The 15,987-nt window shown below is 64.1% G+C and carries 13 protein-coding genes; 10 read left to right on the forward strand and 3 right to left on the reverse strand.

What is annotated here, in order from left to right:
* The coding region (locus BB334_RS10345) for a tetratricopeptide repeat protein (RefSeq protein WP_232756713.1) at positions 1-672 on the reverse strand (672 nt) is incomplete at its 3' end.
* A gap of 86 nt (positions 673-758) precedes the next feature.
* On the opposite strand from BB334_RS10345, the gene BB334_RS10350 reads away from it, so the two are divergent.
* The 4 genes from BB334_RS10350 to BB334_RS10365 are packed head-to-tail and all read left to right on the forward strand — an operon-like array spanning position 759 to position 6,022.
* Positions 759-2,150 (forward strand): phenylacetate--CoA ligase family protein, encoded by a 1,392-nt coding sequence (locus tag BB334_RS10350; protein ID WP_068808199.1) that lies wholly within the window; start codon positions 759-761, stop codon positions 2,148-2,150.
* Complete coding sequence (locus BB334_RS10355; RefSeq protein ID WP_068808202.1) at positions 2,147-3,133, forward strand: polysaccharide deacetylase family protein; 987 nt, start codon at positions 2,147-2,149, stop codon at positions 3,131-3,133. The genes BB334_RS10350 and BB334_RS10355 overlap by 4 nt, the downstream gene beginning before the upstream one ends.
* Positions 3,134-3,135: 2 nt before the next feature.
* Positions 3,136-4,944: a hypothetical protein gene (locus BB334_RS10360; protein ID WP_068808206.1), complete on the forward strand. Its 1,809-nt coding sequence runs from the start codon at positions 3,136-3,138 to the stop codon at positions 4,942-4,944.
* A gap of 16 nt (positions 4,945-4,960) precedes the next feature.
* A complete protein-coding gene (locus BB334_RS10365; protein ID WP_068808209.1) occupies positions 4,961-6,022 on the forward strand; it encodes a hypothetical protein in 1,062 nt (353 codons plus the stop codon).
* A 16-nt stretch (positions 6,023-6,038) separates the two neighbouring features.
* Here the strand turns inward: BB334_RS10365 and BB334_RS10370 are convergent, their stop codons facing one another.
* Entirely contained in the window at positions 6,039-7,013 is a 975-nt protein-coding gene (locus tag BB334_RS10370; RefSeq protein WP_068808212.1) for a glycosyltransferase family 2 protein, read from the reverse strand.
* 174 nt (positions 7,014-7,187) lie between these two features.
* The gene (locus BB334_RS10375; protein WP_068808214.1) at positions 7,188-7,436 is read right to left on the reverse strand and encodes an acyl carrier protein; all 249 of its coding nucleotides are present in this window, start codon (positions 7,434-7,436) and stop codon (positions 7,188-7,190) included.
* A 204-nt stretch (positions 7,437-7,640) separates the two neighbouring features.
* Between BB334_RS10375 and BB334_RS10380 the strand changes: the two genes are divergently transcribed.
* From BB334_RS10380 to BB334_RS17595, 6 genes are all read left to right on the forward strand, one after another.
* Complete coding sequence (locus tag BB334_RS10380) at positions 7,641-9,221, forward strand: acyl-CoA ligase (AMP-forming), exosortase A system-associated (protein WP_068808217.1); 1,581 nt, start codon at positions 7,641-7,643, stop codon at positions 9,219-9,221.
* Between the two features lie 96 nt (positions 9,222-9,317).
* Entirely contained in the window at positions 9,318-10,904 is a 1,587-nt protein-coding gene (locus BB334_RS10385; protein ID WP_068808220.1) for an MBOAT family O-acyltransferase, read from the forward strand.
* Between the two features lie 5 nt (positions 10,905-10,909).
* Positions 10,910-12,172, forward strand: a complete 1,263-nt coding sequence (locus BB334_RS10390; protein ID WP_068808224.1) for a carbon-nitrogen hydrolase family protein — start codon at positions 10,910-10,912, stop codon at positions 12,170-12,172.
* Between the two features lie 35 nt (positions 12,173-12,207).
* Entirely contained in the window at positions 12,208-13,458 is a 1,251-nt protein-coding gene (locus BB334_RS10395) for a pyridoxal-dependent decarboxylase, exosortase A system-associated (RefSeq protein WP_456300360.1), read from the forward strand.
* Between the two features lie 235 nt (positions 13,459-13,693).
* Entirely contained in the window at positions 13,694-15,304 is a 1,611-nt protein-coding gene (locus tag BB334_RS17590; RefSeq protein WP_198531226.1) for an ArnT family glycosyltransferase, read from the forward strand.
* A gap of 188 nt (positions 15,305-15,492) precedes the next feature.
* The coding region (locus BB334_RS17595; RefSeq protein WP_158014405.1) for a glycosyltransferase family 2 protein at positions 15,493-15,987 on the forward strand (495 nt) is incomplete at its 3' end.

Consider the following 15,987-nt stretch of genomic DNA (forward strand, 5'->3'; position numbering starts at 1 on the left):
CACGCGCTCCAGCTTGTTCTTGAGGCCGGGAAACGGAAAGCCCATCCGGTAGGCTGCGTGTGCGCTCTTCAGGGCCTTGTCGTACTGCTTGAGGTCGAAGTACGCGAGGCCGAGGTTGTAATGCACGTTGGCGTTGTCACCCGCCTGCGCCAGTGCCGCCTCGAGCTGCGCGACCGCATCCTTGTGCTTGTTGCGCTTGATCAGGTAGAGACCGTAGACCGTCTTCACCATCGGGTCGTCGGGCGCGAAGCGAAGGGCGCGGTCGAACCAGCACTCCACGGTGTACTGAGCGCCCGGCGGCGGATTCAGCTTCACCTTCAGCGAGTAATCCCCCATCGTCATCAGTGCCTGATAGTGATTGGGAAACTTCTTTAGTGTGTAGGCGATGTCGGCGGCGAGCTGGTTCGTGGTTCCGCCCCGCCGCATCATCCTCACATCGTCGGTAAAGTGCACCCGCTCGACGAGACGCCGGGCCTCCGCGGAAGCCATACGGTAATCAGCTGGGGTACTGCCATCGGTGAACGGGTCGACGCACCCCATTTGACCGAACGCGAGCGGCGACGCAGCAAGAAGCGTGGCCGATACGAACCATGCGCGGAATCGTCGGGTTGCCTTGATCATCTTCAGCTCCGTTTCCAGATCGTGATGACGGCCGAGCAGCCATGCAGTCATGTCCACCCGCCAGAATTGCCGTCCATCATACAATAGGCCGGCGGCACGCCAGCCCCAAGCAACGACGCCAATCCGCGGACACGTCAATGAACTTGTACACGAGGCTCGCCAGCGAGCTCCTGTTTCCGCTTCACGAGCGCCTCAAGCGACACGACACGCGCGCGATCCTGCGCGAGCTCGAGCGAAGCCAATGGTACGACCCTGCGCAGCTCGAAGCCCTGCAGCTGTCCAGGCTGCGCGACCTCCTCGCCGCCGTCGCCGCGCAGGTGCCCTATTACCGCGAGCGCTTCCGCCTCGAGGGTCTCCGCCCCGGCGATTTCGAGACGCTCGATGCGCTCGCCCTGCTGCCGCCGACCGACAAGGCGCTCATCCGCCACCACTTGTCGAATTGGCAGGCCGAGGGTACGCAAGGGCTCGCCCGCCATTCGACCAGCGGCTCCTCGGGAGAGCCGCTGCACTTCCTGCTCGGCAAGCACCGCATCAGTTTCGACATCGCGGCCAAATGGCGCGCCACCCGCTGGTGGAACGTCGACGTCGGCGACCGCGAGATGGTGCTGTGGGGCTCGCCGCTCGAGGCCGCCGCCCAGGACCGCGTCCGCGCCCTGCGCGACCGCCTGCTTCGCTCGCACCTCGTCCCCGCCCGCGACCTCAATCCCGGCCGCATCGACGCCATCCTCGACGAGATGCGCGAATTCCGCCCGGCCATGCTGTTCGGCTACCCTTCGGCGCTCGCGCGCGTCGCCTTCAGGGCGCGCGAGCAGGGCCGACGCATGGACGACCTCGGCATCCGCGCCGCCTTCTGCACCTCGGAGGTCCTCCGGCCGGAGTGGCGCCAGGTCATCGGCGAGGTGTTCGGCTGCGGCGTGGCCAACGAGTACGGCGCGCGCGACGCCGGCTTCATCGCGCGCGAATGTCCGCACGGCGGGCTGCACATCACCGCCGAGGAGCTCATCGTCGAAGTCGTGGACGAAGCCGGGCAAGCCCAACCGGCCGGCGTCGAAGGCGACATCCTCGTCACCAATCTCGCCGGACCGGAGTTCCCCTTCATCCGCTATCGCACCGGCGACCGCGGCGTGCTGTCCGCCCGTCGCTGCGCCTGCGGGCGCGGCCTGCCGCTGATCGAGCGTCTCAGCGGTCGCGCCAACGACGGCCTCGTCGCGCTCGACGGCAGCTGGGTGCATGGCAGTGCGGTCAATCACGCCCTGCGCGAACTCCCCGGCCTCGAGGCCTACCGCATCGTGCAGGAGGCGCGCGACCGGGTGCGCATTCTGCTCGCCGCCGGCGCCCCCCTGCCCACGGCTGCGCTGGACACGCTCGCCCACCACGTGCGCGCGCTGCTCGGCGCACCGCTGCAGGTCGAGATCCTGCAGGTCGCGGAGATTCCGCCCGAAGCGAACGGCAAGTTCCGCCACATCGTCTGCATGCTCGACCGCACTGGCGCCGCGGCCCCGAGCACTCCGACCGAGGAAACCGCATGACCGCCACCCCCACCAGGCTTCCCGGCCTGAAGACGGCCCTCTCCCTCGCCTCGCCCGGCGGCGCGCGCGGCAAGCTGTCCATCCTGATCTACCACCGCGTGCTGTCGGCACCCGACCCCTTGCGCACGGGCGACCCCGACGCCGACACCTTCCGCTGGCAGATGGCGCTGCTCGCTCGCCACTTCGTAGTCCTGCCGTTGGGCGAGGCGGCGCGACGGCTGCGCGAGGGCAGCCTGCCGCCGCGCGCGGCCTGCGTCACCTTCGACGACGGCTACGCCGACAACTTCACCACCGCGCTGCCGATCCTGCGCGAGCTCGGACTACCCGCGACCTTCTTCATCGCCACGGCCTATCTCGACGGCGGGCGCATGTTCAACGACACCCTGATCGAGTTCGCCAAGGCGGTGCCGGCCGGCCCCTGCGAGCTGACCGCCGTCGGCCTAGGCCTGCAGTCGGTCGACACGGCACAGGACCGCCGCGCGCTGATGGCCAGCCTGATCGGCCACTTCAAGTACCAGCGACCCGAGCAGCGCCTGCCGGCGGCGGAAAAGCTCGCCGCCGACTTCGGCATCCGCCTGCCGGACGACCTGATGATGAGCAGCGCCCAGCTGCGCGCGCTCCACGCCGCCGGCATGGAGATCGGCGGCCACACCGACACCCATCCGATCCTCGCGCGGCAGACGCCGGACGACGCCCGGCACGAAATCCGGCGCGGCCGGGAGAAGCTCGAGGCCCTGCTCGGCGAGCCGATCCGCGTCTTCGCCTACCCCAACGGCCGGCCGGGGAAGGATTACGACGACACCCACGTGGGCATCGTCGCCGACTGCGGCTTCGAGGCGGCGGTATCGACCCGCCCGGCGGCGGCCGACCGTCGCTGCGGCATCCATGAGCTGCCGCGCTTCACGCCCTGGGACAGGACGCCCGCCCGCTTCGGCCTGCGCCTGCTGCGCAGCCTGATGCTTCCTCGCAGCGTGGGCGGCTGAGGATGGCGGCGAACGCAGCGCTCGATTCGCTGCTCGAGGGGCTCACCGCCGCCCTGCGCGAGCAGATCCGGCCCGGCATCGGCCTCTTCGATCCGCTCGACGACCAGCCCAGCCCGCCCGACCACTACGGCCACCTCTGCGCCGCCCTTGCGCTGGCATGCGGCAGCGAGCACGACTGGCAGGCAGCCCGGCAGGCACTCCAGGCCTGGCTCGCGCTCGATGCCGAGCGCCTCGGCCACCTGCCCTTCAACCGGCTCGCGCTGCTGCTGCTTCGCATGGTGCTCGCCGAGCGCGGCGTCGACGCGGCCGACGAGGCGATGATCGAAGCCGGCCTCGCCCGCTGCCGCCTGCGCCGCCGCTACCCCTCCAACAACTGGTCGCTGCTGGCACAGACCTGCCGCCTGATCGAGGCGCCCGCCCGCCGCAAGGCGCTCGAAAGCCGTCGCCTGTGCAAATTGCTCGAGCGCTGGACGACAGCCAAGGGCGGCTTCATCGACTTCCCCGCAAAGCCGGGCAAGCGCTTCGCCACCCCGCTCGCCTACCACCACAAGGCGCTCTACCTCGCCGCGCTGGCCTCCTGGTTCCACGACGACGCGGAGCTCGCCAGCCACGCGCGCCGCCTGCTCGACTGGCTTGTACATTGCTGGGATCCCGCGGGTTACGCCGGCGGCTTCGGCCGCACCACCCACGGCCTGTTCGGCGACGGCTGCCTGATCGCCGGCATGATCCTGATGGGCATCGACGACGATGCACGGCAGCAGCCGATCGCCGCGCTCTGCCGTCGCCTCGAAGCGCAGCGCCGCTCCGACGGATTGCTCTGGCTCAACCCGGCCGGCCCCGAATCGGGCCGGGCGAGTTGGGACAGCTACATGCACCTGTCCGTCTATAACGCCTGGGCGGCGGGGATCATCGGCGCCGCGCGTCGGCTGAGGAAAGCGAAAGACCGGCCCGCACACCTATCCGTCACGCAGTGGACGGCAGGCCGCCCCGGCCTGTTTCACGACGATGAAGCCGGTCTGCTATACCTTCGGACGGAAGAGGGTCTGAACGCCTTGTTGTCGACCCGCGGCCAACCTCCACAGGCTTACAGCCGCAACGAAGCGGACTTCCGCTACGCAGGCGGCGTGCTCATCCACCTCCGCGTCGGACAGGGCACGCCACTCGTCGCCCCACCCGTCAGGACGACGCGAAAAGCGCTGCTCGACTCACCGGCGCTCGCCGGATGGACACCACTGCTGAAGGCTGAGAGCACGATCTACGCGGTCGACAATTTTGAGGATCTCTCCATCGTCGAAACCCAGGAAAAGTGGAGCATTTCGCTGACGGGCCGCGCAAGTGAACTGTTCCGCCCATCCCCGCGAACGCCCTGGCAACGTGCCCTCGCCACGCTGGACTGGCGCCTACTGGGCGGACGACTCGGCCGGAAGGCGGCACTCCGGCGTCGGGCACTCAATACAGTCTCGGCACATTTGGAGATCAATTTATCGCGGACCGGGCACGCCATCGCAACTAAGCTGAACCTCGACAAGCAGACTCAGGACCCAATCGAATATCTGAACCCCTTGGGGCATATCGCGGAGGAAGTGTTAACCGCGTACACAGTGGCCAGCACCGGTGATGCACTTCGCCCGGAAGCCGAGGAGCCTTCCGTCTGGGTCAGTAGTGAATCGTCCTCATCTCTACCCGGAATTTCGGCGCGGGCGATGCCGCCGCAAGCGCTTGCGAACGGCCGCAACACTTGGGCGTTTCGGCTCGAAATTACCCACACGCCCCCATCGATTCCGTCGCCAGCTTGCAGAATTAAATGCTAAGGAAGGAGGACACGCAGTGACTCTGAAGAGATTGGCCATCACCGCAGCGATAATTACATGCAGCTTCATCTCGGTCAGCGTGTCCGCAGCGACTTCGCTCGGACAGACGGAAATCGGCCGGCTCGCCCAATCGCTGAAGGAAGGCGAGTTTCGCCGACTCGAATCGGCGGTCCCTCCGGAATACGAGCGATTTCATGACTTCATGCACGTCCAGGTCGCGGACGGCCGCAAACTCGAAATCGATGGCTGGACGGACACGGCCCACTGGGACCCCAAGCGCCAGAAAGTGTTCTTTCTCGGTAAACGGCAGCACAAGAAGTTCATCAGCTACGATGCCCGAACCAACAGCTGGGAAGAACTCGGATGGGCGGGTGATCCGCCTCCGCAATTCGAGCAGTTCGGCCGTCCCTATGGCCGCAACGCGCTCGACTGGGAAAATGGTCACTACTATCACTTGTCGATTGTGGACGGATACACCAAGGGTCTCTACCGCTACCTGATCGACGAGGAGCGCTGGGAGCGGATGCCCGATCTCCCGAGCGGCGGCGAAAAAACGGTTGCCGCAGTGTCAATGGAATGGCACCGGGGGATGAAGAAACTAATTCTCCTCGACCGCACGGGAAAGGGACATCGACTTTGGGCATTCGACGGCAAGGCGTGGAAGGACCTGGGCCGATCGAACGTCCACGGCTACCATTCTCAGATGCAGTACAACGAAAAGCGCGGGGATCTTCTGATTGCGGGCGGAACGCACACGCTTCGGAAGGTCGATCTGCTCACCAAGGATGGCGAACTGAAGCATCTCCCCGACGCGCCGTTCAAGATGGGTATTAGGAACAGCGATCTTGTTTACGACCCGGTATCCGGAGACTACCTCTACCTGATCACCGAAGCACGCGAGCTTTGGGAGATGAATCCCGAAACAGCCGAGTGGAAACGTGTACGCACTTGGACCGACGAGAGCTGGCCCTTCGGAAAATACGGCTACGTCGTGCCCGCCCCCATCGACGATCTGGGGGCCATCCTCTGGCTTCATCAAAGGGGCCCGCTGCTTTACCGTCACCCCTCAGGTCATTAAAGCCGTTCTGCGCTGTTCAGATCTTGATCGTCTGCGTCTTGCCGAATCGGGCCCTGAGGTCAGCCAAGGCGGAAACCGCGACATAAGCCCAGGACTTCAGATGCAGCGGCTTTTCCCTAACGGCGGAGCGGAACTCGTCGAGCGCCTTGGCGGCCTTGCCGCGCTTGAGGAACAGATATCCGCACATGAAGTGGATCTTGTGCAGGCGCTCGCGAATCTCCTGCTTTGAAATCGCCTCGCCGTTCGGACTGGCGAGTCCCCACTTCGCCCTCGCCCGTCCGATCACGTCCGCGGCGTAGTTGTAATCCCGCCCGCGGGCGGTCGCACTGCCCGGATGCTGACGATACAGCGCGTAGGCGCGCGAGAGCCGATGGATCTCGGTTTCCCGCGAGGCGCGCAGGAAGTATTCGTAATCCTGTCCCAGCCGAAAATGCTCGTCGTAGAGGCCGATCTTGTCGATCAGGCTGCGGCGCATCACCACCGTGGTGGTCCACACAAAATTGCGCAGCAGAAGCTTGTGATAGATCCAGCCTGAAAACTCCTGGTCGATCGCATCCACCGGAATGGCCGTCTGATCGGGAATCACCGTGGACGGATCGGGAAACACGCCCCTCTCATCCGACACCCACTGCGAGAAGCCGGTGCAGTTCATCGCGACATCCGGGTGGGCGCGAAAATAATCGATCTGCGCGGTGAGCTTGCCCGGCAGCCAGATATCGTCGGCGTCGAGAAAAGCGACGAACTCGCCACGGGCGGCGCGGATGCCAGCATTGCGCGCAGTAGCCGCCCCGCCATTTTCCTTGCGGATCAGTGTTGCCTGGGGATAACGCGCGGCGACCACCTCGGCGGTATCGTCCTTCGAGCCGTCATCCACGACGATGATCTCGACCTGCGGGTAATCCTGCGCCAGAACGCTGTCGATCGCCTCGGCAATGTGCGGACCCACGTTGTAGGCGGGGATGACGACGCTGACAAGACCGGTGATGCTCATGCTGACCTCTGAAGTTGGACTGACCAAACCAGGCCCGCCGCAGGCGGGCGGGCTTCAAAACGGATGATGCGAGAGATACAGACGCCCCGTCGAGCGTGATCGGCTCGATCGCGTGCGTCCGGTCACGAGAGCCGGCGAGATTACCCACCCCAGGCTCGGAAGTGCGTTCTGGCCTCAGGAGACCTTCTGCTTGACGGCGTCGACCAGCGACCCGACTGTCGCGAAAGTCTGACCGTCGATCTCGTCGTCGTCGAAGAAGATGCCGAAGTGCTCCTCGAGCGCCCCGATGACGCCAACCACGGCCATCGAGTCGAGTTCCGGAACGGCCCCCAGCAAGGGCGTCTCGGCCGTCATGCCTGCCGAGCGCCCCTGAAGGCTGAGGATTTCGTCGAGTACGGATAAAACTTCTGCATGGATATTCAACTTCTACTCCCTGTTGCGCAGCTCATCGGGCGCATTGTGCACCACATGGACGGCTACCGCTTCATCGCCGGATCACGTACACGCAAACCCGATGCCAATCCTTTACCGGTGGAAACCCGGTCAGCGGGCGTATTTCGCGCGAAATGCCTCATGGGTGAGCTAGACTCATGCCACCCGGAGCAAGTCGAACGGAATGAAACACCCATGAACGCCACCCACCTGCTGCACCACCTGATCCTCGCCTCAGCCGAGCGCACCCCCGACGCCCCCGCGCTCACCTTCGGCGCCGAAACCCTCGACTACGCCACACTCGCCGCCGGGATCGGTCGCTTCGCCGCCGGCCTGCGCGCGCTCGACCTGGCGCGCTCCGAGCGCGTCGGCATCTACCTCGACAAGCGCTTCGAGACGGTCACCGCCTTCTTCGGCGCGAGCGCTGCGGGCGGCGTGTTCGTGCCGGTGAATCCGATCCTCAAGGCCGAACAGGTCGGCTACATCCTGCAGGACTGCAACGTCCGCGTGCTGGTGACCTCACCCGAACGCTTCACCGCGCTGCGCGAGACGCTCGCTGGCTGCCACGACCTGCGCCACGTCGTGCTCACCGGCGAGCCTGCCGAGCTGCCCGAACTGCCGGGCGCCTCGGTGCATCGCTGGCGCGAGCTGCTCGCCGCGCCGGCGGCCGCCGGACACCGCATCATCGACGTCGACATGGCGGCGATCCTGTACACCTCGGGCAGCACCGGCCGGCCCAAGGGCGTGGTGCTGTCGCACCGGAACATGGTCACCGGCGCCAAGAGCGTCGCCCAGTATCTCGAGAACCGACCCGGCGACACCCTGCTCGCCGCGCTGCCGCTGTCCTTCGACGCCGGCTTCTCGCAGCTCTCCACCGCCTTCCACGCCGGCGCGCGCACCGTGCTGCTCAACTACCTGCTGCCGCGCGACGTGCTCAAGGCGGTCGAGCGGGAGAAGGTCACCGGCCTCACCGCGGTGCCGCCGCTGTGGATCCAGCTCTCGCAGCTCAAGTGGCCGGAAACGGTCACCGGGCACCTGCGCTACATCGCCAACACCGGCGGACGGATGCCGCTCGACACCCTCTCGCGCCTGCGCGAGATGCTGCCGCAGACCAAGCCCTTCCTGATGTACGGCCTCACCGAGGCCTTCCGCGCGACCTACCTGCCGCCGGAGGAGGCCGAGCGCCGGCCCGACTCGATCGGCAAGGCCATTCCCAACGCCGACGTCATCGTGCTGCGAGAGGACGGCAGCGAATGCGCGCCCAACGAGCCGGGTGAGCTGGTGCAGCGCGGCGCCCTGGTGGGGATGGGCTACTGGAACGACCCCGAGAAGACCGCCGAACGCTTCAAGCCGCTGCCGAGCCACGCCCCCGGGCGCCAGGCGGGCCTGGTGCTCACCGAACTGGCGGTGTTCTCGGGCGACACCGTGCGCCGCGACGAGGACGGCTACCTGTACTTCATCGGCCGGCGCGACGAGATGATCAAGACCTCCGGCTATCGGGTGAGCCCGACCGAGGTGGAGGAGATCCTCTACGCGACAAGACTGGTCGGCGAGTGCGCCGCCTTTGGGGTCGCCCACGACACGCTCGGCCAGAGCATCACCGTCATCGCCACCCCGCCCGCAGGCGGCACCCTCGACACCGTCGCGCTGCTGGCAGAGTGCCGCACCCGCATGCCGGCCTACATGGTGCCGACGCGGATCGAGGTGCGCGAAGGGCCGCTGCCGCGCAATCCGAACGGGAAGATCGATCGCAAGACGCTGGCGAGCGAAGTCTGAGGCATGCAGATTTCTTCGTCTGCGCCGGGCTACCGATTGCAGCCCCGCGAGCGAGCCGACGGCAAAACCACCTAATCGTTCAGGTTCGGGCAAACCATGCTGTTCAACTCCTACGAGTTCCTTTTCCTGTTCCTGCCGCTCACGCTCGCCGTGTATTTCGCAGTGGCCCGACGGGGCCAGGAGCCCGCGCTCGCATGGCTGGTGATCGCCTCGCTGTTCTTCTATGGCTGGTGGAACCCGGCCTACCTGCCGCTCCTCCTGTTGTCGATGGTGGTGAACTTCGGCTTCGGGAGCTTGCTCAGCCAGGCCCATCGCCAGAAAAAGCCGCGCGCCGGCCGGATCTGGCTGACCATTGGCATCGCCTTCAACCTCGGCCTGCTCGGCTATTACAAGTACGCCAACTTCACCGTAAATAGCATCAACGCGATCGTGGATACGCAGTTCCATCTGCAGACGATCGTTCTGCCACTGGCGATCTCCTTCTTCACCTTCCAGCAGATCGCCTATCTGGTGGACGCGCTCAATGGAATCACCAAGGAGTACCGCTTCACCCACTACGCGCTGTTCGTGACCTTCTTCCCACAGCTGATCGCGGGTCCGATCGTTCATCACCGCGACATGCTGCCGCAGTTCATGCACGGCGGCGCACTCACCCCGCGGGTGCAGAACATCGCGATCGGCCTGAGCATCCTCGCGCTCGGGCTGTTCAAGAAGACGGTACTGGCCGACGGTGTCGCCCAGTACGCCACGCCGGTCTTCAGTGCGGCGGCGGCGGGCGAACCGCTGAGCTTCTTCGTTGCCTGGGGCGGCGCGCTGGCCTACACCTTCCAGCTTTACTTCGACTTCTCCGGCTATTCCGACATGGCGCTCGGCGCCGCGCGCCTGTTCGGCATCCGCCTGCCGGTGAACTTCCACTCGCCGTACAAGGCCACCAACATCGTCGAGTTCTGGCGACGCTGGCACATGACCTTGTCTACCTTCCTGCGTGACTACCTTTACGTAGCGCTCGGAGGCAACCGCCACGGCAGGCTCAAGCGCTACCGCAATCTGATGCTGACCATGCTGCTCGGCGGCCTGTGGCATGGCGCGGGCTGGACCTTCGTCGTCTGGGGCGGGCTGCACGGCCTCTACCTGAGCCTCAATCACGCCTGGAAACACGTCTCCACGCGACTGTTTCCCCGCCCCATCCTGCCGCGTCCGCTGGCGGCGGCACTGGGCTGGGCGATCACCTTCGTTGCGGTCGTCGTCGGCTGGGTGTTCTTTCGCGCGGCCGACTTCGACGCCGCGAGACTAATGCTCGAGGGCATGGCCGGCGTCAATGGCGTGGCGCTTCCGAACGCGCTTGCAGCGAGGCTGGGTGGCTTGTGGTCGGTCCTGAGCGGCATTGGCTTCACCACCTACCTCGGCGGCGGGAGCCAGTTCGTGTTCACCTGGCTATGGATACTGGCGTTGCTGCCGGTCGCCCTGGTCATGCCGAACACCCAGGAAATCATGCGACACGCGCAGCCCGGACTCCTGCTCCACACTCCGACCGAAGCGAACGAGATCCGTCCCCTGCGGGCAGCCACCGCAGCTCTGGCGTGGCAACCGCGGCTGCGCTGGGCGATCCTCCTCGGCTTCATGGGAGCGATCGGCGTGCTGTCGATGACGCGGGTGTCCGAATTCCTCTACTTCCAGTTCTGACGACCATGGAACACGGCCAGAACCACATTGCCTTCGTGCGCCAGTTGAGTGCCGCCTTTCTGGCCACGTGTGCGCTGGCGGCCGCCGTGAATTATGCGGTCGACCCGTACGCACTCTTCGGCACTCCTCGCGTCGCCGGGTTCAACGCGCTCAAGCCCGCCGCCGCAGAGCGCGTACGCGTCTCCAAGCCCTACATGGCGACCGAGGTAGTGCCACGCACGGTGATCGGCGGCAACTCGAGGCCAGAGCTTGGCCTCGATCCGCAGAGCGCCTGTTGGCCGGCCGAGTACCACCCGGTGTTCAACAGCGGCATCCCAGGAGCCGGATTTCACATGCAAGCTCGGTACGCAATGCATGCCCTCGCCGCCGGCGACGGAAATCGTGTGTTCATGGGCGTGGATTTCTCCGACTTCCTGGTCGATGACCGCCGCCAACACGAGCGCATCGATTGGAGCCTCGCGGAAGCGGACTACATCGGTCGGCTGAGCCTTCCCGATTTCGAAGAAGCCAGTCTGACCCGGATCGCACAGACCACCGCGGACCGGTTCAAGTCCCTGGTGTCGCTCGGGACCCTGGTCGACTCGATCAGCACCGTCCTTGGCCAGGGCGACGATTTCTCCTCCGATCGACGCACGGATGGATTCAATCCGGGGGACGACTACACGGCGATCGTTCGTACGGAAGGCCAGCACGTTCTATTCGCGCAGAAGAACCGTGATATCGCCGCCTCGCTGTCGCGTCCGCATCAAGGCCTCTACGACTACGGCCCCGATAGCTCCGCCGATTTGGAGGCGCTCAGGAAGTTCCTGCGTGAGGCGGCCGACCGCGGGGTCGAGGTGGTCCTGTTCATCAACCCCTACCACACTCATTATCTGGCGCAGATAGAGTTCACGGGCAAGTGGCCACTGTTCGAGCAATGGAAGCGAGAGCTTGCCCGCATTGCTGCGGAACACGATGTCCCGCTGTGGGATTTCAATACAGCTGACGGCTACGCCAGCGAAACGCCTCCGCCGCCCGGCGACCGCCGATCCGAACTGCTCTGGTACTGGGAGCCCGCCCACTACAAGCGCGAGATGGGCGATCTGATGATCCAGAAAATGACGGGCGGAACATGCGAGAATGCTTCCGGCGCCGACGCACCCGGCGTCCTGCTCGCGCCGGCGACGCTCGACGCGCATCTTCGCCGACTCCGTGAAGATCTCGCCGCGGCGATCGCCTCCGCACCGGACGAATACGAGCGCCTGCGTCACCTCGGGACAGCCCCGTGAGCGGACGCCACAAGGACATGGACGACGATCAAGCGATGGAAAGCACCACGCCCCGCAAAGCCCCTCCGGTTCACGCCCCTATGGACCAGTTCCGCGTCGACAACGGCGAGCTCCTGGTCGGCGGCATCCCGCTCACCCGGCTCGCCGCCCGCGTCGGCCGCACGCCCTTCTACGCCTACGACCGCGGCCTGCTCGCCACACGGGTGGCCGAGCTGCGCGCCGCGCTGCCGCCCGAGGTGAAGCTGCACTACGCAATGAAGGCCAACCCGATGCCGGCGCTGGTATGCCACATGGCGACGCTGGTGGATGGCATCGACGTCGCTTCGGCGGGCGAGCTCAAGGTCGCCCTCGACACCGGGGCCGATCCGCACGAGATCAGCTTCGCCGGCCCGGGCAAGCAGGACGGCGAGCTGATGCAGGCGGTGGCGGCCGGCATTCTGGTGAACGTCGAATCCTTCCGCGAGATCGCGCCGCTCGCCGCCGCCTCCGAGGCGCTCGGCCTGCCCGCCCGGGTCGCGGTGCGGGTGAATCCGGACTTCGAGCTCAAGAGCTCGGGCATGAAGATGGGCGGCGGCCCCAAGCAGTTCGGCGTCGACGCCGAGCAGGTGCCCGAGCTGCTCGCCGAGATCGGCCGCGCCGGGCTCGCCTTCGAGGGCTTCCACCTCTTCGCCGGCTCGCAGAACCTCCGGCCCGAGGCGATCGTCGAGGCGCAGCGCAAGAGCTTCGAGCTCGCCCTGCGCCTGGCCGAACACGCCCCCGCCACGGTGAAGTTCCTCAACCTCGGCGGCGGCTTCGGCATTCCCTATTTCCCCGGCGAACAGCGGCTCGACCTGACGCCGATCGGCGCCAACCTCGCGACCATCGTCGACGAGGCCAGGACCGCGCTGCCGCAGGCCGGGATCGTGATCGAGCTCGGCCGCTATCTGGTCGGCGAGGCCGGCATCTACGTCGCCCGCGTCATCGACCGCAAGGTCTCGCGCGGCCACACCTATCTCGTCACCGACGGCGGCCTGCACCACCATCTGTCGGCCAGCGGTAACTTCGGCCAGGTGATCCGCAAGAACTATCCGGCGGCGATCGGCAACCGGATGGATGCCGCGCCGGGCGAAGCCTGCTCGGTGGTCGGCCCCTTGTGCACCCCGCTCGACCTGCTCGCCGATCGCATGAACCTGGCCGACGCCGGACCGGGCGACCTGGTGGTGATCTACCAGTCGGGCGCCTATGGCCCGAGCGCGAGCCCGCAGGCCTTCCTCGGCCACCCTGCAGTGATCGAAGTGGTGGTTTGACCTTGCCAACATCATCTAAGCGTGACCCCACAACAATAATGCCGTGCGCAATCGGTGAAGAAATTGTGCCGTCTCGATCGCCCCACCACTGCAGCAATCCGCGCTCTGCCGCATCCCTGCGTCTCTTCCTAGCGGCCTAACTGCCGCACCGTCCCAACAAAGGCCCCGAACAAAAATGGAACCAGCGAGAACGGAGAACTGGACCACTAGCCGCTTCACCAGGTGGAACAGCCTTGTGAGCCTCATTCCGGCGCTGCTCGCAGTGCTTCTCTTCCTAGGCGCCCCCACCAATGGTGATTTCTATTGGAGTGAGGCCCCGCGCAATGCACTGAACGGCGTCTTCCTCAAAGATTTTCTTGAAGCAATGCCTTGGCGAGACCCCACGGGTTTCGCATACGACTATTACGCCCAATATCCAGCCCTAACCATACTTTTTTACCCCCCTCTGTTTTACGCGATATCGGTCCCTTTCTATTGGCTATTCGGCGTTTCCCATAACACTGCACTTCTCGTTGTTCTTGCTCACTACGTCGCATACGCTTTGGGTGCATGGCGACTTTTCCGATTCTTCCTATCGCCATTGCAGTCCGTCGCTGCAGCTTCAATCCTGGTCGCAGCTCCTGAAATCGCGTTCTGGGGTCGACAGGTGATGCTGGAAGTACCGGCATTCGCTTTTCTCATATGGGCTTCGGTCTATTTCGTCGCATTCCGTCAAACCAACCGCCCGGCACTGCTGTACCTAGCGACTGCCCTGCTCGTACTCGCCATCTATACAAAAATAAGCGTCGCCTTTATGGCAATCGCCTGGGCCGTCATTCTCCTTACGGAGAACCGTGCAGCCCTACTCCGGGATAAGCACATATGGGCGACGGCGCTTCTCGCCACGCTTGCACTTATCCCCTTGGTCGCACTGACTATCAAGTTTGGGCAAGTCAATGTTCAGTCAGCACTCAACATGCCCGACGCAGCCACTTCACGAGCGTCGCTTTCCAACTGGCTGTGGTATCTCAAACGACTGCCTGACCAGCTTGGCTGGCCGGTCCTCGTTATTTCCGCGTTGGGCGCTGCAGTTATCGGAGCCCGTCACCTACGATTAATCCACCCCACCAATGAAACAAGCCTCGACTTGGATCCTGTTTTTTGGATTCTGTGGGGGATGGTTGGCTACGTTTTCTTTTCTCTTATTGACTTGAAGGAAGCGCGACACAGCATCTTCGTGCTACCACCCATTGTGATGCTTGCGTGCGCCCTTCTTGTTCAAATCAAGAAGCTTGGTTGCACTCGAACTGCGAACTTCCTTTGGATCGCCCTACCTGCGGCAGTGGTTTTTCAGACAGTCTATTTCCGTCCGGTATGGTATGTGGGTGGCTACGCGGCCGCTGCAGAATTTATCGCTGATCATGCGCCTGAAAACAGCAGTATCCTGTTCTCAGGCACTAGAGATGGCTCATTTATTTTCAACCTTCGCGCCCGCGAGGAAAGACCTGACTTGCGCGTTGTCCGTGCAGACAAACTCTTGGTAAGAGTGGCAGCCCGACGCGAACTAGGCCTCGAGGAGAAGAACGTAAGCGAGCCTGAACTCCGGGATCAGATCAATCGCCTGGGCGTCAGTTACGTGGTTGCACAACCAGGCTTCTGGAGCGACCTCGACGCAATGCAGAAACTCGAGCGGGTTCTCGCATCGGACAGGTTTGAAGTGGTCGCAACGATCCCCACACCCTCCAACTACAATGCGCCCGAGAAACATCTCCTCATCTATCGGAATACAAGTCCAATCAATGCAGCTAAGACGGGCATCGAGATTGATCTTCCGATGATCGGCAGATCAATAAAGAGTAGCGAGTGAACTCTATTACGTTTAGACAACCTCTATTTTCATTTCAGACAATGCGTGACCGCGCATACCGCGAAGCACCGATCTACATAGGGCCGCGCAACGCACGCCCCTGCTGTCAACTTTCTTTATTTTACTTTTAACTTTGCTGTGAGCAGGTTATGGCATATTCGCATCCCGAACAGCCTAGAAACTCTCGTATGGCAGGATCAGCTGCCTCTCCAAGTATTTCGATTGTTGTTCCGGCCTATAACGAGGAGGAGGTTCTACAGGAATTTCATAATCGAACGACCGAAGTTCTAAGCACCCTCGGCGGACCTTACGAAATTGTCTACATCAACGACGGAAGCACGGACCGGACTCTGTCCCTGATGCATGAAATTCGCGACATCGACCCGAATGTCACGATCGTTGACTTATCTCGCAACTTCGGCAAAGAGATCGCGCTTACTGCCGGCCTCGATCAGTCCAGAGGAGATGTCGTTATTGTAATCGACGCCGATCTGCAGGACCCACCAGAGCTAATCCCACAGTTTCTGGCCGAATGGAAAAATGGCTTCGATATCGTATATGCCGTGAGAACAGATCGGGCCGGAGAGACTTGGCTCAAAAAGACCACTGCTCTTGGATTCTATCGCCTGATTCAGTCTGTGAGTCGCGTTCCGATACCCAAGGACACGGGAGACTTTCGCCTC

It is taken from the genome of Thauera phenolivorans, from assembly GCF_001696715.1.
Classification (GTDB): domain Bacteria; phylum Pseudomonadota; class Gammaproteobacteria; order Burkholderiales; family Rhodocyclaceae; genus Thauera; species Thauera phenolivorans.